Source organism: Nostoc sp. (genome assembly GCF_036919555.1).
Classification (GTDB): Bacteria; Cyanobacteriota; Cyanobacteriia; order Cyanobacteriales; family Nostocaceae; genus Nostoc.
The window spans coordinates 72,739-90,816 of record NZ_JBALCS010000095.1; the positions used below are offsets into that span (position 1 = coordinate 72,739).

The 18,078-nt window shown below is 40.7% G+C and carries 18 protein-coding genes, 1 tRNA gene and 1 pseudogene; 8 read left to right on the plus strand and 12 right to left on the minus strand.

Annotated features, from left to right (window positions below; translation table 11 throughout):
• Positions 1–141: 141 nt before the first annotated feature.
• Together V7K36_RS26460 and V7K36_RS26465 are read left to right on the plus strand one after the other, a co-directional pair.
• Positions 142–966 (plus strand): annotated as a pseudogene (locus V7K36_RS26460) (transposase); the annotation flags it as partial.
• A 133-nt stretch (positions 967–1,099) separates the two neighbouring features.
• On the plus strand, positions 1,100–2,143 hold the full coding sequence (locus V7K36_RS26465; protein ID WP_335120715.1) for a M42 family metallopeptidase: 1,044 nt from the start codon (positions 1,100–1,102) through the stop codon (positions 2,141–2,143).
• A gap of 62 nt (positions 2,144–2,205) precedes the next feature.
• Here V7K36_RS26465 and V7K36_RS26470 read toward each other — a convergent pair whose 3' ends face one another.
• Both V7K36_RS26470 and V7K36_RS26475 read right to left on the minus strand, forming a co-directional pair.
• The gene (locus tag V7K36_RS26470) at positions 2,206–2,415 is read right to left on the minus strand and encodes a toxin-antitoxin system, antitoxin component, Xre family protein (protein WP_335120651.1); all 210 of its coding nucleotides are present in this window, start codon (positions 2,413–2,415) and stop codon (positions 2,206–2,208) included.
• A 48-nt stretch (positions 2,416–2,463) separates the two neighbouring features.
• Positions 2,464–2,586, minus strand: a complete 123-nt coding sequence (locus tag V7K36_RS26475) for a hypothetical protein (RefSeq protein WP_335120652.1) — start codon at positions 2,584–2,586, stop codon at positions 2,464–2,466.
• A gap of 39 nt (positions 2,587–2,625) precedes the next feature.
• Between V7K36_RS26475 and V7K36_RS26480 the strand changes: the two genes are divergently transcribed.
• A complete protein-coding gene (locus V7K36_RS26480) occupies positions 2,626–2,826 on the plus strand; it encodes a hypothetical protein (RefSeq protein WP_335120653.1) in 201 nt (66 codons plus the stop codon).
• 53 nt (positions 2,827–2,879) lie between these two features.
• Here the strand turns inward: V7K36_RS26480 and V7K36_RS26485 are convergent, their stop codons facing one another.
• The 6 genes from V7K36_RS26485 to V7K36_RS26510 all read right to left on the minus strand — a co-directional run bounded on the left by V7K36_RS26485 (position 2,880) and on the right by V7K36_RS26510 (position 8,111).
• Positions 2,880–3,413, minus strand: coding sequence for a restriction endonuclease subunit S (locus tag V7K36_RS26485; RefSeq protein WP_335120655.1), 534 nt, complete (start codon positions 3,411–3,413; stop codon positions 2,880–2,882).
• Positions 3,355–6,426: an N-6 DNA methylase gene (locus V7K36_RS26490; RefSeq protein WP_335120656.1), complete on the minus strand. Its 3,072-nt coding sequence runs from the start codon at positions 6,424–6,426 to the stop codon at positions 3,355–3,357. Before V7K36_RS26490 ends, V7K36_RS26485 begins: the two co-directional genes overlap by 59 nt.
• A 161-nt stretch (positions 6,427–6,587) precedes the next feature.
• Complete coding sequence (locus V7K36_RS26495) at positions 6,588–6,845, minus strand: hypothetical protein (RefSeq protein ID WP_335120657.1); 258 nt, start codon at positions 6,843–6,845, stop codon at positions 6,588–6,590.
• Positions 6,826–7,227 (minus strand): type II toxin-antitoxin system tRNA(fMet)-specific endonuclease VapC, encoded by a 402-nt coding sequence (vapC, locus tag V7K36_RS26500; RefSeq protein WP_335120658.1) that lies wholly within the window; start codon positions 7,225–7,227, stop codon positions 6,826–6,828. The genes V7K36_RS26495 and vapC overlap by 20 nt, the downstream gene beginning before the upstream one ends.
• Positions 7,224–7,565 carry a hypothetical protein gene (locus V7K36_RS26505; protein WP_335120659.1) on the minus strand — a complete coding sequence of 114 codons (342 nt, stop codon included), beginning with the start codon at positions 7,563–7,565 and terminating at the stop codon, positions 7,224–7,226. The genes vapC and V7K36_RS26505 overlap by 4 nt, the downstream gene beginning before the upstream one ends.
• A gap of 264 nt (positions 7,566–7,829) precedes the next feature.
• Positions 7,830–8,111, minus strand: a complete 282-nt coding sequence (locus tag V7K36_RS26510) for a hypothetical protein (RefSeq protein WP_335120660.1) — start codon at positions 8,109–8,111, stop codon at positions 7,830–7,832.
• Between the two features lie 180 nt (positions 8,112–8,291).
• Between V7K36_RS26510 and V7K36_RS26515 the strand changes: the two genes are divergently transcribed.
• On the plus strand, positions 8,292–8,729 hold the full coding sequence (locus tag V7K36_RS26515; protein WP_335120661.1) for a hypothetical protein: 438 nt from the start codon (positions 8,292–8,294) through the stop codon (positions 8,727–8,729).
• A 430-nt stretch (positions 8,730–9,159) separates the two neighbouring features.
• Here the strand turns inward: V7K36_RS26515 and V7K36_RS26520 are convergent.
• Positions 9,160–9,231 (minus strand) — tRNA-Thr (locus V7K36_RS26520).
• 33 nt (positions 9,232–9,264) lie between these two features.
• Here V7K36_RS26520 and V7K36_RS26525 point away from each other — a divergent pair.
• Positions 9,265–9,558: a DUF3493 domain-containing protein gene (locus V7K36_RS26525; RefSeq protein ID WP_335120662.1), complete on the plus strand. Its 294-nt coding sequence runs from the start codon at positions 9,265–9,267 to the stop codon at positions 9,556–9,558.
• 350 nt (positions 9,559–9,908) lie between these two features.
• Here V7K36_RS26525 and V7K36_RS26530 read toward each other — a convergent pair whose 3' ends face one another.
• The 3 genes from V7K36_RS26530 to V7K36_RS26540 all read right to left on the minus strand — a co-directional run bounded on the left by V7K36_RS26530 (position 9,909) and on the right by V7K36_RS26540 (position 13,728).
• The gene (locus tag V7K36_RS26530; protein ID WP_335120663.1) at positions 9,909–11,603 is read right to left on the minus strand and encodes a DUF1565 domain-containing protein; all 1,695 of its coding nucleotides are present in this window, start codon (positions 11,601–11,603) and stop codon (positions 9,909–9,911) included.
• A 530-nt stretch (positions 11,604–12,133) separates the two neighbouring features.
• Positions 12,134–12,559 (minus strand): hypothetical protein, encoded by a 426-nt coding sequence (locus V7K36_RS26535; protein ID WP_335120664.1) that lies wholly within the window; start codon positions 12,557–12,559, stop codon positions 12,134–12,136.
• A gap of 197 nt (positions 12,560–12,756) precedes the next feature.
• Complete coding sequence (locus tag V7K36_RS26540) at positions 12,757–13,728, minus strand: M48 family metallopeptidase (protein WP_335120665.1); 972 nt, start codon at positions 13,726–13,728, stop codon at positions 12,757–12,759.
• A gap of 146 nt (positions 13,729–13,874) precedes the next feature.
• On the opposite strand from V7K36_RS26540, the gene V7K36_RS26545 reads away from it, so the two are divergent.
• The 3 genes from V7K36_RS26545 (at position 13,875) to V7K36_RS26555 (ending at position 18,018) form a co-directional block, all read left to right on the plus strand.
• Positions 13,875–15,434: an ATP-dependent DNA helicase gene (locus tag V7K36_RS26545; RefSeq protein WP_335120666.1), complete on the plus strand. Its 1,560-nt coding sequence runs from the start codon at positions 13,875–13,877 to the stop codon at positions 15,432–15,434.
• Positions 15,435–15,583: 149 nt separating this feature from the next.
• Complete coding sequence (locus V7K36_RS26550) at positions 15,584–15,799, plus strand: DUF2839 domain-containing protein (protein ID WP_335092150.1); 216 nt, start codon at positions 15,584–15,586, stop codon at positions 15,797–15,799.
• A gap of 125 nt (positions 15,800–15,924) precedes the next feature.
• Positions 15,925–18,018 carry a prolyl oligopeptidase family serine peptidase gene (locus V7K36_RS26555; protein WP_335120667.1) on the plus strand — a complete coding sequence of 698 codons (2,094 nt, stop codon included), beginning with the start codon at positions 15,925–15,927 and terminating at the stop codon, positions 18,016–18,018.
• Positions 18,019–18,078 lie beyond the last annotated feature (60 nt).

Below are 18,078 nucleotides of genomic sequence, written 5' to 3' on the forward strand. Positions count from 1 at the left end.
GTTTGCTGAAAAAGAAAGAAAAGCTGACATACTGCGATTATCAGACCAAAGAAGTATATTCAGGTGCAAGACAAGAAAGTAAAATAGCTCACAATCCTTGCATTTAAGTGACTAATACTCAGGAGTGTGTCATTAGTAACCATGTACCGAAAACAGGGTCAGGTGGCAATCTCACCAGAAAACTTTGAACTTGCATTTTCTCTTAAGTTATGATCAGATAATCGTTGGGTAGTTCTAGCTTCTTTAATACCCTGGACAGAATTTGAAGAGGAATATTCTTCTGAATTCTCTACAGAAATGGGAGCGCCCGCAAAGACATTTAGAATGGCGTTAGGCGCATTAATAATTAAAGAGAAACTAGGGATAAGTGATAGAGAAACTGTAGAACAAATAAAGGAAAATCCTTATCTACAGTAGTTTATAGGGATGTCATCTTATAGCAATGAAGCTCCATTTGATGCATCAATGTTAGTCCATTTTCGTGAAAGAATCAGTGTCGTTCTAGTCAACAAAGTGAATCAAGGAACGGTAAAGAAGATGCTAGAAACAGCATCTTCGATTAGCACCGAAAAAAAAACAGAAGAACCAGGAAAAGAAGATAGTACGCTCAAAAATCGGGGAAAATTGATATTAGATGCGACCTGTGCGCCAGGTGATATCAGCTATCCGACAGATTTAGAGTTGTTAAATCACGCGAGAAAACAGACAGAAAAAATCATCGACTTACTTTATGAACAGGTAAAGCTTCAAGTAGATAAAAAACCAAGAACGTATCGAGAAGTAGCAAGAAAAGATTATTTAGAAGTCGCTAAGAAACGTCGCGTATTAAAAAAAGAAAGAAGAAAAGCAATCAGGAAACAGCTTCAATATATCAAAAGAAATTTATCTCATATTGACCAGCTAATTAGATCAGGAGCATCTCTTTTAAATTTAGCTAAAAGACAATATAAAATGTTGCTTGCAGTCTTGTATAATTAAAATTCATCATCTTCGTAGTTGTAGACAACAAACGCTTATATTTGACTTTGTTTGAATAACTAGTCAACCCTCCTCTTACTTTTTTACTACTTTTTCAGCAAACCCTAACTATATTGATGTGATGTCGGATTACGATCGCTTATTTCAAATTATTGAAGAATTAGTGATGCACCATTCTCCTAGTGGTGCAGAAACTGAGATTAACCAGTTATTGATGCAACGATTTGCGGCGCTGGGTGTGGAAGTATGGTGCGATCGCGCCGATAATATTATTGCGAAAATTCCAGGGAAAAGTCCAGACCGAGCGATCGCTATCACGGCACACAAAGACGAAATTGGCGCAATTGTCAAGAGTCTCGGTGATGAAGGTCGTGTGGAAGTTCGCAAACTCGGCGGTTCTTTCCCGTGGGTTTATGGGGAAGGCGTTGTCGATTTATTGGGAGACAACGAAACCATTAGCGGTATTCTCAGCTTTGGTTCCCGCCACGTTTCCCACGAATCTCCTCAAAAAGTCCAGCAGGAAGATATTACTGTGAAGTGGGAAAATGCCTGGATTGAAACGAAGCTCACATCTGCTGAATTAGAAGCAGCTGGTATTCGACCTGGAACTAGAATGGTAATCGGTAAGCATCGCAAGCATCCAATTAGATTAAAGGATCATATTGCCAGTTACACCTTAGATAACAAAGCCTCTGTTGCGATTCTGTTAGCTTTGGCTGAAAACCTGAAACAGCCAGTTGTTGATGTTTATTTAGTAGCTTCAGCAAAAGAAGAAGTGGGGGCAATTGGGGCGCTATTTTTCACCCAAAATCAGCGTTTGGATGCTTTGATTGCTTTAGAAATTTGTCCATTATCTAAAGAATATCCTGTTAAAGATGGGGAAAGTCCTGTACTTTTATCTCAAGATGCCTATGGGATATATGATGAGGGGCTAAATGGACAACTGCGCCAATCTGCCAAGCAATTTGATATACCAGTACAGTTAACGATACTGAGCCAGTTTGGTAGTGATGCATCTATTGCGATGAAATTTGGTCATGTTGGGCGTGCTGCGTGTTTGGCATTTCCTACCCAAAATACACATGGATATGAAATTGCTCATTTAGGAGCGATCGCTAACTGTATTGATTTGTTAAAAGCTTTCTGCGAAACTGAGTTTGAGTGATATATCTAGGCTTTGATTTGAAGAGCGATCGCATATCAAGCACTAAAATAAGATCATCAAATTCATAGTTTGTCATATTCTGCATCATCAGGGTTATCCCAGATTTTGAGCAGAAGTGGTTCAGAAAGTTTTGCTGCTGCAAAGGTAAGGCTATGGTCTGTATTTTGCTGATCAAGAGAATCAATAAAATCTTCAACTAGCAAAACTTGTTCGGGAGGTAGCTTTTGAATTTTTTCAAGTAGCCTTTGCTCTGAAATGCTATAAGCCTGCATTGTTTAGATTCTCCTAACCTTGCCTTTATTGGTTGCGTTATGCATTAATTATAGTTTTTGGTTGTCTCTACCGACGAAGGCGATCGCTAACTGTGTCGATTTATTAAAAGTTTTCTGCGAAACTGAGTTTGAGTGATAATTCCAGGCTTTGACTTGAAGGAGCGATCGCATATCAACCCAAAATAGCGTGAATTTTTCTGGTTGTCGAAAATGCGCGATCGCACAGTAGAATTATTTCTACTGTTGATTTTATGTGAGCGCGATGCCACAATTTGTGTTTATTTTCCAAATGTCCTAAGTGTGGGGCTAGGTTTAAAATCCCTGTTCTGTTTTATGGGAGTAGGGGCGTTGCGATCGCTATTGCTTGACGTTTGGCGAGATGAAAGATTATCAAAAAACTATTTTACTTAAGCCGTTTTCTTGATTACCAACTCAAACCGACACCGCTTTGTTATAATTTTTTTTCATTCTTCACCTAAAATCATCACTTCTACTTCTTTTTTTGCTCGTTCTAAATCTGTTTTAGCTTCTTGTTGGAGTTGTTTGACTTGATGGCGGATAGTGATGATGTATTCAACAATTTCGGTTTGTTTTTCAAGTAGTGGTAGAGGTATGGCAAGAGATTTATATTCTTCTGCATTAATATTTGGTTGTCCAGTAATTCTTTGCACTGCTTTAACCCATTGTTTATAAGGCTTTGATTGCAAATAATAGAAAATATAATCAGGTAATGATTTGTTAGTATCAATAATAAATCTAATCATGTATCCTGCAAAAAAGCATTCATAATCTACATTGTCTGATTTGTGTAAATATGATTTACCAACTGTATTTCCACTTCTAGCAATCAGTAAATCATTATTATTCAATATATGCTTTTGTTCAATATTATTAGCAGTAACTCCTAATCCTTGAATTAAATTACCTGTAATATCAATATCAGTAATGCGAATATATCTTGGTAAATAAACAATTTTCTCTTGGTATTCCTGCCTCATTTGCTCCATATTGAGGATTTTGGACAAGCAAATGCTTTAATTGTTTAGGATTAAATTTAGAATTAATAATTTTTTTCTTATATAAAGCTAATTCTGGATCAAACCTTCCTCCTGAAATATCGCCTAATTTACAGTAAAAGATCCGATTTTGATTAGTGTTTTCTTCTGATTCTGGTAGCTCAATTCTCAACTCACCAAGCAAGTAATCATCTATACTGTCTAGCAACCGTTGTGCTTCTGCCTCTTTTTGTTTTTTAGTTATTAGAGCTTTTTTGAGCCTCTGATAAATTTTTCTATCGTTGATTATAGGAATAGAAAATAAAGCTGGATAATCCAAAGCAGGACGAGTACCACCTGTAGCTCGCTTGGATGCAAGTTTTTCAATACAATCTAAATTAAGGAATGCTGCTAAATTCTCACTGATTTCTTGTGAGCCTGTACGAATAACGACTATATGTTGATTTATATTTCCTTCAAATCCTTTTGGTGCGACCGAAGCAACTGCCATTCTACCAACACCAGTAATTTTCACTAATAAATCATATTCTTGAACTTGACTTCTTTTTAATAGATTTTTGTGAGTTTCTTTAGTAATATAAACCAAATCGTTTTGATCTAATTCCCCAGTTACAGATAAATTTTGAACTCGAACAAAAGGAATTCCATTCTCTTTGCCAGAATAATAATTATCATTGCTTTTACTTGGAGTTGCTCCGCTTGAATGGAATTTTGAAAAATCCTTTAATCGATATTTAGTCAGTAATTTTATTGTATTATCAAGTTGCACGAGTTCAGGAATATAACAAAAAGGATCAAATCTCCCTTCTAAGTCATTCTGTTTTATCAAAAAAATCTTATTTTTATCTAAATCATAACTTAAAAAAAAACTATCTTCTCCTGCTTCTATAGCTTCAATAAAGCGAGCAAGTTCTTGACTAATAAAATCCAACTCATTATTACTAGTCTGCTTTCCGGTCGCGTCATAGCCTATATCTTCAGCTATAGACATAAAAATAGGATAATCGTCAAGTATTTGTTGTTTTTCTTCAAAATACTCTTCGCTCAAAGTTTCTTTGAGTGTATCTATTTTTTCGCTGTACTCTGCATTAACCTCTTTTCTCCATTCTTTATAGGCTTCTGAATCAGCCAGAGCTTTGCCTGTTAAACCTTGCAGATTATCAAAACCGCGCAGTTCTTTAATGTATTGATTCTTTTCTTTTTCTATTTTCTGCAACTGTTTTAAATAATCATTTCTCTGCTTAATGCTGTCTTGCAGCGCAGTCTTTTGATTTTGAATTTTTTCAGTAGTTGCTTTACTATGCTTCTTCAAAAACAAAATAGAACTTTTTACCCCTGCCCCTGTTGCCTTAAAAGCAGTCTGAGGTAAAGAAACTACTGCTAAAATTCGATATTTTTCTTCAATGTCATCACGAACATATTGCTGGCTGGAATTAGTCAAAATACCATCAGGTACAACAATTGCTAAATAACCACCTTCAGTTAAAAACCTATGACATTGTTCAATAAATAGAATTTCGGTGTCTTGCGTTTCTCTGGGTGTAGCTTTGCTCTTGGGATTAAGCCAGTCCTTTGCTTTCATTGCAAAGCCGTATTGGTTCATGTAAGCTTGTTCAGTTTGTTTGATCACAGAACCAAAGGGCGGATTAGTAATAATAAAATCAAAATGGTTATACGCGAAACCATGATTGTTTGTTTTTGTTATTAGGTGGGAACTATCGCGCAAGCCATCCGATGCAATGACATTGGTATGTCCATCATCGTGAATAATCATATTCATTTTGGCAGTCCTGGCAATTTGCTCGTTAATTTCAATGCCAAATAAATTATTTTTTGCAAAGTCATGCCAATGTTTATAGTGCTGATTAGATTCTTTTGGGTCTGTCTTGTAATTAGGGTAATATTCACTTGCTTGTTTCCTAACTTTATCCAACGCATTAAGCAGGAAGCCGCCACTACCGCAAGAGGTATCTAGTACTAAAGAATTATGGTTAATCGGTAAAGTATCTACAATAAATTTAACAATGGTACGAGGGGTGAAATATTGCCCAAAATCTCCACGAAAAAACGAACCCATAAAGGTTTCAAAAGCACGACCTTTACTATCAAGGTCGGTGTCGCCTAAATTGATACTTTCAAGATAGCCAACAACAGTACGTAGCTTTTCAGGACTAAGACGAATATCATCTTTAAAAACTTCAGGATCTTTTTTGCGCCCTTCTTCGTAGAGTTTGTTGATGCGGTTGCTTAGTTCTTGGCTAGTTTTCTCTTCAGAACTTTCGCTGAAAATCTGAAAATTGTAAGGTTCACCTAGTTTTCTAGGCTTACGCTCATCCCATATTTTACAAAAAATGAGCTTATCGAGTTCGTCAAACGCTTCTGATGGGTTGAGTTCCCCGCCTCCCCAAAGTGATTGATGTGCTTGCTTAAATCTACGGGTTAGTTCATCTTCAGTAACAATTTCTAACTCAAATAGTCTTTGCCCATTGGAAGAACCACCGCCTTTAGCATATTTGTATTTTGCAAGTTTATCAACCCCATACTGCGGTATGTCTGGTATAGATATACGTTCTTTGGGCTTCTCTTTCGGAACTTGATAATAGTCATCCTTAATACCCGATGTTACCCAGACATACTTTGCACCTTCAGCAACTGCGTAGCTAAAAGCTTGTTCAACAGCTTGGGCAAATTCTAACTCTGAAACTTCCTGTTTTTTACACTCAATGACAATATGAGGAGATAGGCATTGAGCATCGTTGTAAACAATAATGTCTGCTTCCTTGACATCTGACCCCATTGTTACAGATACAAACTGACGAATACGTTTTGTGTCATAACCATATACTAAAACTAGTTTAAGAAATGTCTCTGCCTGAACTTTTTCTTCTGGGTTAGCATAATTTCTTTTTTTATTCTGATGAATATAAATAATATATTTTCGCTCATCATCAAACTTGATTAAGCCTTTTTCTATTCCTTGTTGTATTAGTGTCATTTGGTTTTTCTGTTTTATAGCTTATTTGATAATGAGGTTTACACAGCCCTTCTACTAAGATGATTTTAAGAGGTTTAATTGTTCATCTGCTACCAAAGGCTCGAAGATTTTCCTGTAACCGTTGGGTGAATGTGCTGGCGTAGCCCGCACTTCGACAAAGCTCAGTGACCACCGCAGGCATCGCACCAGAAAGGAATCACAGTTTGTCCCTGACAAAGTAACTCTAATGCTGCTTGCTTGTCAAACTCTACGAGTTGCAAAGGTTGTTCATGCGATCGCCCAGTGGTAGTTTCAGGTAAAACAAGGGTGCGATGCCTGGATTGGGCTACGCCAACGCAATTGTGATTTCGGCGATGCCTGCGGCGGGCTACGCCAACGCAATTATTATTTAGGCGATCGCTATATCTCCCAATCCTCAATCAACAAGTTATTAATGCGTTGGAATTCTCTAGTGTTATGGGTGATGAGGGTTAAGTTATTTGTCAGCGTGATAGCGGCAATTTGTAAGTCATACGCGCCAATGGGAGTACCTAATGCTTCTAGTTGAGAGCGAATTGTTCCAAATGTCGTTGCTGCTAAATCGTCAAAGGGTAGTGATGGAAATTGGGCTAAAAATTGTTTTTTTAAAGTAAGATTCCGTTGTGGATTGGCACTTTTCATTGCACCATAAAATAGTTCAGCTTTTACGATTGAGCAAACGGCAATATCTTTAGTAGCAGTGGATTCTAGTTTCTGTTTTAAAGTGGAATTTTTACCCCGCATATAGATAATGCAAGTGTTAGTATCGAGCAGGAATTTCACAGGATTGGTTCGCGTTCTGGTTGTTGTCCTTGGGGATGACGGAAGAAGGTTTCATCTTGGATACATCCATAAAATTGAGGCAAGGGATATTCTGTTATTTCGGTTCGAGTTGCTGGTTGTAGGGACTCAATGAGGGTTTTTAGTAATCGAGTAAGGTCAAATTCTTCGGGTAATTCAGCCACGGGGGATTGACGGAATAATTCTGATATTTTGCTTGTTTGCACAGGCTGGGTGTTGTGATTGTATGTAGTCAGGCTTTGTGCCAGGAGTTGGATAATATACAATTTATCGTCAGGTGAAAGCTGAAGGAGTTGTTGTTCGAGTTCTGGGACAACCATGATGGGGCTGAGGTGGAGGATAATTTTATTTTACTTTCATAATTAAAAGTTAATCTAGCTATGCCTGGGTTGGGCTACGCCAACGCATTTATATAGCGGTTCTCCTTTGGATGCAATACAGTCTGACCTCTCTCCAAACCTCTCTCCTAAAAGGAGAGAGGCTTTCAATCTTACTCCCCTTCCCTTGTAGGGAAGGGGTTGGGGGTTAGGTCTGTATTGCACTCAACCCAGAAGCGCTATAGATTTGGCGATGCCTGGGTTGGGCTACGCCAACGCATTTGTTATTTCCGCATACGCATTTATAGATTTGGCGATCGCGTTTGTTATTTCAGCGTTCGCGTTTGTTATTTCGGCATACGCATTTATAGATTTGGCGATCGCATTTGTTATTTCGGGGTTCACATTTGTTATTTCGGGGTTCGCGTTTGTTATTTCGGGGTTCGCGTTTGTTATTTCGGCGTTTGCGTTTGTTATTTCGGCGTTTGCGTTTGTTATTTCGGGGTACTCATTTATTATTTCGGGGTATGCATTTATTGCTTTTGTCATTATTGTTGCTGATTGTACTTATTCTAAAACAACAAATCGATATGAAAAATGAGTAATAACACAGGCAAACTCGTAATTATTTCGTTGAACTTTTAATGAAATAAATCCACAAAAGTACCCATCTCAGGCAAAAGGATACTCCACTATGTTGAAAAAGGAATTATTAAAAAAGGATGTGTTATGTCTTTAAAAACTCGTGGTTCTGCTGCTATTGACAAAGCCCAACTTCGTCTCGCCTTGCTTAAATCCATTGATGAAAGTCTGGATTTAGGACATGGGTTAACTATTGAAGCCTACAACCACCTAATCAACACTAGCCGTGCGATGCTAGAAGCTAATAATACGCTGGTTTCCAATCTGGAAGAATCGCGTAAAACAGTAACCCAGATGGATAAAGCCCTCTCCGAAATGTCTGAACGAATGCTAAGTGGAGTTGCAACTGTCTACGGCAGAAACAGTATAGAGTATTCCAAGGCTGGCGGCTCTAATCGAAAACGAAATAAACAATCTAGTTCAAAAGTTACTTCAGTTGTAGCGGTTCTTACTACTCAACCTACTCAAGCTGCAATTGCCAATGCGTCAACTAACGGTAATGGCACAACTCCTTTGCTGCAATAATTCACCTGCCTTAAAAATGGGAGTAGGGATGTTAAATCAGTACTGTAGGCTGCGTTAGGATGAAATCTGTAACGCACCATTCGTAAGGATTTGATCCCGTACTCTCGCCGATAAAACAACGCCAGTGACGCTCCTGTGTCGCTACCGCTCAAGTCGGGAAACCCGCCCACGCGACTGGCTCCCCTACGTATCTTTTCAATAATCAAATAGTAGTCCCATAATAGGGGTTTAAATCTATCTAAGCTCCATATATAAATTGTTGCTTTCCAGAAAGATGACAATAATTTGTCACCAATACATACGGAAGCGAATTACTAGGTTTGATGACAATAATTTGTCACAACTACATCAATGTGTCACTGACGACAGATAATTAGTCACTGTACATTGATTCATGTCAAACTTGACTATTGAGTAATGCTTTTAGCAAAGCCGATGATGGGATTTGAACCCACGGCCTGCTGATTACGAATCAGCTGCTCTACCACTGAGCCACATCGGCGTACACAATCTAGGAGTATAACACGATTTAATCATGGTAGATCAAAATCCTAAAAATCGGCTTAACCCTGAACAATATGCCAGCCTTAAAGCAGAAATAGCCGCTCCTTATCGCGGGTTACGACAATTTTTCTACATAGCTTTCGGTGCTTCTGGCTCACTCGGCGCATTCGTATTTTTTTTTCAAGTGCTTGCTGGACGGGATGTTGAGAGTGCTTTGCCTAGTTTAGCTCTCCAAGTAGCGATCGTTGCCCTAATGGTCTTCCTCTGGCGCTGGGAACAGCGTCGGCAACGAAGCACCCAATCGGGTAAAAATTCTAATTCCTGAAAGGAGAAATTTTAGCTGTTAATTTTTTTGCTGCTTTCCTTTTATATATCTTTAATATTCTTCAAGTTTATTAATGCTTTTATCAAGATTAAAATATCAAGAGAGAAAAAAAATTATTAGGAAATCCCAAAAAACAAACATTCCTGAGAAACTAGAAATCGTTGAAACGGGGTCAGCCAATATAAAGACCCTGACCATAAACCTAATCACATTCAAATGGGGTCAGCTATATTTATAGACCTCAAATTTTATGTTTAAAAACTCCTAAAATTAATAAAATTCACAATATTAAAAGCGCCAGACTGATGATTTGTTAGTCTGGCGCTTCTAATTTGCTAACTAGACATTATTTACTGAACTGTTACTAAATAGGATGAAGGAATTGGTTGAGCGCGTCCAGCATTGACGAGTGCTTGGTAAACAAAGGCAGCAACTTCGGCTCTAGTCGCTTCACGAGTAGGATTGAGTTGCTTCACTGTGGGATAGTTGATCACTAATTGCCGTGCAGTTGCCGCAGCAACAGGTGCGATCGCATAATTAGGAATCTGGGCAGCATCGGTGTAAAAGGAAAGGACATTCTGATTACTCGTAGTTAAGCCCAAACCATTAGCTAAAGCTACTAACGCCTGCACTCTGGAAATTTGCTGCTGTGGCTTAAAAGTTCCATCAGGATAACCAGAAACAAATTGACTCTGGTAAGCAGATTGAATAGCAGCGTAAGCCCAGAAATTGCTTGCTACATCCTTAAACTTAATGACTGGGCGTTTGGCTGGTGATGTTAGGGCTTTAGTGACAATAGCGGCGAATTGAGCGCGGGTTACAGGCTCATTGGGTTTAAAACTACCATCAGGAAAGCCAGCAATAATATTTTGCGAGGCTAAAGCTTGGATGTAGTTTTTTGCCCAGTAATTTGCTGGCACATCTTTAAAGGCACCAGTCCCTCCAGGAGGTACGTTAACACTTGCAGCAACAAAATCTACTGAGCCAAAAATCTTTTTCTGATTAATATCGTTGCCAACAGCGAGAATTTTACCGGTTTTGGTGGCGTTGTTCACATCATAACGAGTGTTATTGCGAATAAGATTACCACCAGGATTTTCGTTAGTGCCAAGGTCGGGTAAAGCATTAACAGTTGCTACTACTCCATCCCGCTTATTGTTCTGAATGACATTCTTACGCAATACGGGCTTCGCTGACTCCGAGATAAAAAGACCGTCTTGGTTTTCGATAATTTGGTTTTCCACAATTAGGGGTGTGGAAGTGCCACCGATCGCTAAACCAAAACCAGTATCCTGAAATAAGTTATTGCGAATTTCTCCTTGGGCAGCTTTCGTAATTGAAATGCCATTGCCTTTGTTTTGCACAAACAGGTTACTTTCAATTTTGGGATTGCCTGTACCCGTGACAAAAACGCCCTCTCTGACACTGTTAGTAAAAGTACTGTTTTTGATAATGGGATTAGTTGACTCCACCCACACACCCGTACCCCGGCTATTTGGGTTGGTAACGCTGACCCCCGTGATCGTGGTATCTTGCTCGGCAAGGATGGTAATATCCTGTCTGGCAAAGGAGCGACTAGTGTAGAAACCTCCACCTGTAATCAATATCGCCTGACCTTTAGTCGATTCATCACCCCGCAGTGTCACCCCAGGTTTAAGCAAGAGGGGGAAGCTTTCGCCACTTTCTTGGTTATAGTTCCCAGGTGCTAATTGAATAACTGCACCTGATTGGGCTTGACTGAGAGCGAAACTGATGCTTTTGTAGGGTGCAGTTGACGTTGTACCAACACCAGCACTATCTGCACCAGTTGCGGGATTAACGTAAATGACTGCGGCTGTTGCAGGAGCTTGCGCTGTGAGAGTTGGGGCGATACTTTCTGGGTGAGTCGCACCAGCATTAACCTCACCCGGTAGTAGTATTGACCCACTACAAACAACAAGCATTGCCGTTAGTCCGGCTCCCACGCGTAAAGTATATCTAAGATGACTGCTAGAAAGAAGGCGAAAATTTTTCGCTAGAGAAATCTGAAAACCCCGATATTTCATTTTTTGAGTCTGTGATGTGCTGAATTAAGGTATGTCGAACAAGGGTGAAAGTAGCAGCCTTGTAGCTGCTTTAAAACCCATGCAAAACTATACTGGATGATTAGCACTGATTCAGCTAAATTCCCTAGATCCATCACAGAACTTATACATTAGTTATATTCTGAACTACCCCATCCCTAAAGGGCTTGTCATTACCCACATTTTCGTAATAGTCAAGGTGTCGCACAGACAGGCAATCCCGCCCAGAACTTAAGTTCTGGGCTGATAGCTCAAGTCCACTTAAGTGGACTGAAATTTTCCCTTTCACAGAGTTTACCTATCCACATCGCTTAAAATCTTAATATTTAGTCCTCTTCAGAGGACTTGAGCTATTAGCCTCGGAATTTATTCCCAGGCGGGTTAGTAACGAAGCGTCAGATTTAAAAAATGTTGGTAATGATAAGCCCTAAAGGGAGGGGGTTCCAATTCACGGAGTGAGTTTCGTTTACCCCGCTACTGCTAACAGCACTCAACACTGTTTCGGTGAATTGTCAATTTGTCTGTAATTTTAGCGAATACCTAGATGAAACAACTTTCATTTTCAAGTTCGTAAATTGCACGATCGCCTTTACCAATTCTCGCTGTTCTGGTTGTAAATTCAGTGTTTCTAGGGCTTGATTTATGTTCTTACCAGCGCGGAGATTGTGAGTTAGTTGGACACGTTGCGATGTGTTTAAAACTACCTCAATTTCCCTGTTTCTTCTCTGACGCACAGCCTGGAGTTGTTGGCTTTGTAGAGGAGTCAGGTTAATCTCCGACGAGGTGGAGTAGCTTGCAGTTTTAGTAGTTTGAGCGAAAATGACACCAGAAGTAGTAGGGAGTTGAACGGGTGCAGCTAAGGCAATTCCCGGCATGAAGAGAACAAGGGCAAGAATATTAGCGAACACAGAAAGCCGTTTTGTCAAGTGAATTGCCATATTGATAAATGCCTACATCTAATTTAATGTATCGCGGAAGTCCCCACCTCCGGTAATTCGGGAGCATCTCAATGAGTGTAAAAAGCCTTGTAAAACCTCACCCCAACCCTCTCCTTAGTAAGGAGAGGGAGCAAGAATCTTGTTTTTCATCTGGTATATTTGCAAAACTGAGATGCTACCCGGTAATTCTTCCTTAATTACGAATTAGTATCATTCCTTCTCATTCTGTCGATTTCCCGTTGTAATTCTTCAATCTGACGGCGTAAAGTTTCTGTTTGATTTTCGGAAGATTCGGCTGCAACATTTACTGCTCCTGAAGCAGGCGATCGCTGATAATTTCCGCGGCGAATTTGCTGATATTCTTCGGATACTGCCCATTGCCGTAAGTAATGCAAGCGTTCTACAGGGAAGGGATGGCTCAACATCATACCCTGAGCGCCACTGTACATCAAGAATTTATACACCTGATTCAGTCCATCTTCATCCAATGCCTGATAATTTTCTGACTGCTTGATAAACTCTTGTAAACTACATTCATTGGCATATTTGTTACTACCGCCAGAGACTTTCATCATCAAAGACATCACCGGATTCAAGTCATCCATCACCAGTAGTGCGGCGCGATCTGACGATAACTCCGCTTTCCGCCGCCACTCAAAAAAGGCGTAAATCAAGCCCTGAGAGACAAAATTGCCAATGCCGAAGGTTAATTCTCCCAAGGCAGATGCAGCACTCATCGCCCACATCGCCATTTGAATTAAAATAGTATGACCACATTTAATATGCCCCAGTTCATGGGCTAACACCGCCCGAATCTCGGCTTCGTCTAGTAAGTCTAGTATCCCTGTATTTATGACTATGTAAGGATTCTCTTGTCCCAGTGCATAGCTATTTGCTTGGGGATTTTGCGAGACAAAGAGTGTCGGTTCTGGGTAAATGTCCAAATCTCGGACGCATTCCCGAAATATCTGGTAAATAGTGGAATATTGACGCGGCCCAACTTGGATGGTGTTACCCATTAAATAGACTAATTGAGGGCGTTCGTAGATAAATTCCACAAATTTGCGAGCGATTAAATCAAATCCCGGTAAATTTCGTAAAGCTTGCTCGGCTTGGCGATCTAGTGGATGCCTGAAGGCTTCGCTGGAAATTCCTGTGTAAGTTGGCATAATTTAGGGTAATTGGTGATTAGTGATTGGTCATTAGTCATTGGTCATTAGTTTTGGACAAAGGACAGATGACACATGACAAAGCACAACATAATAGAAATGGGGCAATTGGAAGTAAAAGTCACTTTGTATGGGATTAAAAGCGTGTGATTGAGGCAGAAGTTCATTTGTCACTACATAACTTTTTGCGATCGCAAGCGGGGTTCCCTTCCTGGCCCCATCATTTGACGATGGCACGGTTGGTAGCACGCGCCTTGCGCCTGGGACGTAGCGCCCTAATTCAAGTCGGGGCAGTTTGTGGCTATCAAGGGCGGTATCGTACCAGTTTCGTAGCATCAGCCCTGATGTGGCATGGCCCTGTAATTATTGTTGCTCAAGAAGCGGTGCAGCAACTTCTGCTGCGGGTAGAAATTCCCCGGCTACAGCAGTGGCTACCAGCCAACAAACCGATTAGAACGGGTGACGCTTGGCCTGGTGCCGAATTCCAAGGGCTACTGTTGACCTCCCCAGAAGCTTGGTTAAAAGGACAATTTGCTGGTGGCGATCGCTTTCCCCAAGGCATCCCCACAATTATTGATGGGGTAGATGATCTCGAAGATTGGGTGCGTACTCAGCTTACCCAAGATATTCAACCCCATGATTGGGATCAACTCATCCTGGCTTGCCCAAACGAAGCTGAGGCAATTCATGAAGCACGGATACAACTGACACACGAACTTTTTCAGCATCCTCCCAATCCCTATGAGTGCTATCTAATTTCCCAGCCAGAAATAGAAATTTTAAGTCGTCTCTATTCTACTTTCGAGTCAGTACAAGCACTGCCAGAACCTTGGAAACAATTCTGGCAACAATTTCAAACCCTTGATGAAAATCTTTCCCCCCCTGCCTCCCCTGCTCACCCTCCTCTCTTCTGGGCGACTATTGCCCATCGACAAGGTTTATTTTCTTTACACTACGCCCCAATGGAATTAGGCGAAATCCTCTCCCCCATTTGGCAGCGACAACCAGTAGTTTTAATTGGCAGCGCTATCGAACCGGAAACTGAGGCTCCTCTTTTCCAACAGCGCCTGGGTTTGGACGATTTAACTTGCCTGAATTTTTCTTCGGAGAGTCAAGCGGAAGCAATTCAACTGTATGTACCCTATAAGTTGCCCCTACCTAACACGCCAGAATTTCAAGCGGCATTTATTCACAAAGTCCGCACACTAGTTTGTCTAAGTGCTACAGCACCAGGATTAACGGTTGTCTTAGTCGGGGATGTCCCACTCAAGTCTCAAGTTGCGGCAATTCTGGCCTCAGAGTTTGGTTCGCGGGTGCAAGTAGAAAAAACTTGTTTAGATGAAAATGGTATTTTGATTAGCGGTTGGGAATTTTGGCGAGAACATCAACGAGTCTTGCCTGCACTCCAACTGTTAATTATTGCTACTTTACCTTTACCATCTTTAGAAAATCCCCTAGTAGCTGGTAGGGTAGCTCGTTATAAGCGATCGCATCAAGATTGGTTTCGTTTATATTTGTTGCCATCTGCCTTGAATGAATTACAACGGGCGATCGCTCCAGTCAGAGAAAGTCAAGGCATTGTTGCTTTACTTGATAGTCGCGTAGTTAACCGCAGCTACGGCGCTCAAATTCTCGCAGCTTTAAGTCCTCTGGCACGCATTAACTATCTCGATCCCAGTCTGTTTTCTAACACTGGTGAAGAATAATTCAGCTTAAGGTGATTTGTCAATGCCCAATGCCCAATGCCCCATGCCCAATTTACATTTTATGAAGGTGATGCAATTCATTACCTTTCTATAGCCATGATTTCTGGCAAGATAAATTTAGAACCTAAGTAAAATTTGAGTTGCTGATTATGGGTGAAGCAAAGCGTCGTAAAACTACACTAGGGGAAACATACGGTCAAGAGACTCGAATCTTGCCTTGGCTTCCCATCACAAAAACTCAATCCGAACAATTTGTCACTTGGACTACTCGTGGTGCCTGGATAGGCATTATCCTGATGGTTGTCGGATGGGCAACTATCCGTTTTCTCGGCCCAGCCTTCGGTTGGTGGCAAGTAGTCTACTAAATCCTGCTGTTAATCCTCTCACTCGGAAAGACCTTGAATCTTACTCCCCTTCCCTTGTAGGGAAGGGGCTGGGGGTTAGGTATCTATCTTTGTAGTATATAAAGAAGCACTTTTGACCTGAGATTATGCCCTCCTCTGAAAAACCCCTCACCTACCCATCCAGCCACAAGAGCAATCAAGTCGATAACTACCACGGTACTTTAGTCGCAGATCCTTACCGTTGGTTAGAAGATCCTGACTCGGAAGAAACAAGGACTTGGATTGAGGCAGAAAATCAAGTTACTTTTGGCTACTTGAGTGAAATTCCTACTAGGGAAAAAATTAAACAACGCCTCACCAAACTTTGGGATTATGAAAAATATGGTATCCCTTTTAAACAAGGCGAATCTCTGCCAGACGGTTCCAGCGATCGCTACTTTTATTTTAAAAATGACGGGCTGCAAAATCAAAGTGTCCTCTACACTCTGAAAACCCTCGACGACCAACCCAAAGTTTTACTCGACCCCAATAAACTTTCAGAAGATGGCACTGTTGCTCTTTCAGGATTGTCTATAAGCGAGAATGGTAAACTTTTAGCATACGGTCTATCCGCCTCTGGTTCTGATTGGCAAGAGTGGAAAATACGCGATGTTGAAACTGGCGAAGACCTGCAAGACCACCTGAAGTGGATTAAATTCTCTGACGCATCGTGGACACACGATCATCAAGGTTTCTTCTACAGTCGCTACGATGAACCGAATGAAAAAACTCAATTAGAAGATGTTAACTATTATCAAAAGCTCTACTATCATCAACTAGGTAAACCACAATCAGAAGATATACTAATTTATCATCGTCCTGACCAAAAGGAATGGGGTTTTAGTGGCGGTGTTACTGAAGATGGACGCTATCTAATAATTTCAATTTGGCTGGGAAGTGACTCCAAAAATTTAGTTTTCTCCAAAGATTTGACTGACCCTAATGCTGAAGTTGTAGAACTGATTAACCAGTTTGAGGCAGATTACAGCTTTATCGACAATGATGATAGCGTCTTTTATTTACGCACAGATTTAAATGCACCACGCGGACGAGTAATTGCCATTGATACCAAAAACCCTGCTAAGGAAAATTGGCGAGAAATCATTCCCCAATCTGCGGAAACTTTGGAAAGTTTAGGCATACTCAATAACCAATTTGTTGCTGATTATCTTAAAGGTGCTCACAGCCAAATTAAAATTTTTGACCTCAAAGGTGCGTTTGTACGTGAGGTGGAACTACCTGGACTCGGTTCAGCCGGAGGCTTTGGTGGTAAGCGGAATGATACGGAAAGTTTTTATAGTTACACCAGTTTCACAACACCAGGAACTATCTATCGCTACGATATGATAACTGGGAAAAGTACTATTTTTCGCCAACCACAAGTAGATTTTAATCCTGCTGATTACGAGACTAAACAAGTCTTTTATCATAGCAAAGATGGTACTAAAGTACCCATGTTTATTACCCACAAAAAGGGCATTAAATTGGATGGGAATAACCCCACTTATCTTTATGCCTATGGCGGTTTTAATGCCTCAATGACACCTGGTTTCTCTGTGAGTCTTTTGGTATGGATGGAGATGGGTGGTATCTATGCTATGCCCAATATACGCGGTGGTGGAGAATACGGCGAAGAATGGCATCAAGCAGGAATGAAGGATAAAAAGCAAAATGTCTTTGATGACTTTATTAGCGCAGCTGAGTGGTTGATTGCTAATAAATATACTAAGACTGATAAGCTAGCGATCGCAGGTGGTAGTAACGGCGGTTTATTAGTGGGTGCTTGTATGGCGCAACGTCCCGATTTGTTTGGTGCAGCTTTACCAGCAGTCGGTGTCATGGATATGTTGCGGTTCCACAAATTTACCATCGGTTGGGCTTGGACTTCCGAATATGGTTCAGCAGATAATCCAGAAGAGTTTCCAGCGCTATATGCTTATTCGCCACTACACAATATCAAACCAGATACAGCTTACCCAGCAACCTTAATTACCACAGCCGATCATGACGATCGCGTTGTCCCTGCTCATAGTTTCAAATTTGCCGCAGCTTTGCAAGAGGCTCACGCAGGTGATGCGCCAACGCTAATTAGAATTGAGACTAAAGCCGGACATGGTGCTGGTAAACCCACGGCTAAAATTATCGAAGAAGCCGCAGATAAATGGGCTTTTTTGGTGCGTACTTTGAATGTTGAAGTTTAAGGGTTGATTTATTTGTAGGGTGCGTTAACGCAGTGTATGTAACGCACCACATTATTTCCA

Excerpts from the sequence above, each read along its gene's own strand:
- V7K36_RS26550 (WP_335092150.1), top strand. The coding sequence starts at position 15,584 with ATGGGTGAAGCAAAGCGTCGTAAAACTACACTAGGGGAAACATACGGT.
- V7K36_RS26465 (WP_335120715.1), top strand. The coding sequence starts at position 1,100 with ATGTCGGATTACGATCGCTTATTTCAAATTATTGAAGAATTAGTGATG.
- V7K36_RS26555 (WP_335120667.1), top strand. The coding sequence starts at position 15,925 with ATGCCCTCCTCTGAAAAACCCCTCACCTACCCATCCAGCCACAAGAGC.
- V7K36_RS26475 (WP_335120652.1), bottom strand. The coding sequence starts at position 2,586 with ATGCGATCGCTCCTTCAAGTCAAAGCCTGGAATTATCACTCAAACTCA.
- V7K36_RS26525 (WP_335120662.1), top strand. The coding sequence starts at position 9,265 with ATGGTAGATCAAAATCCTAAAAATCGGCTTAACCCTGAACAATATGCC.
- V7K36_RS26480 (WP_335120653.1), top strand. The coding sequence starts at position 2,626 with ATGCGCGATCGCACAGTAGAATTATTTCTACTGTTGATTTTATGTGAG.
- V7K36_RS26485 (WP_335120655.1), bottom strand. The coding sequence starts at position 3,413 with ATGAGGCAGGAATACCAAGAGAAAATTGTTTATTTACCAAGATATATT.
- V7K36_RS26535 (WP_335120664.1), bottom strand. The coding sequence starts at position 12,559 with ATGGCAATTCACTTGACAAAACGGCTTTCTGTGTTCGCTAATATTCTT.
- V7K36_RS26540 (WP_335120665.1), bottom strand. The coding sequence starts at position 13,728 with ATGCCAACTTACACAGGAATTTCCAGCGAAGCCTTCAGGCATCCACTA.
- V7K36_RS26515 (WP_335120661.1), top strand. The coding sequence starts at position 8,292 with ATGTCTTTAAAAACTCGTGGTTCTGCTGCTATTGACAAAGCCCAACTT.
- V7K36_RS26505 (WP_335120659.1), bottom strand. The coding sequence starts at position 7,565 with ATGGTTGTCCCAGAACTCGAACAACAACTCCTTCAGCTTTCACCTGAC.
- V7K36_RS26470 (WP_335120651.1), bottom strand. The coding sequence starts at position 2,415 with ATGCAGGCTTATAGCATTTCAGAGCAAAGGCTACTTGAAAAAATTCAA.
- V7K36_RS26530 (WP_335120663.1), bottom strand. The coding sequence starts at position 11,603 with ATGAAATATCGGGGTTTTCAGATTTCTCTAGCGAAAAATTTTCGCCTT.
- V7K36_RS26490 (WP_335120656.1), bottom strand. The coding sequence starts at position 6,426 with ATGACACTAATACAACAAGGAATAGAAAAAGGCTTAATCAAGTTTGAT.
- V7K36_RS26510 (WP_335120660.1), bottom strand. The coding sequence starts at position 8,111 with ATGACAAAAGCAATAAATGCATACCCCGAAATAATAAATGAGTACCCC.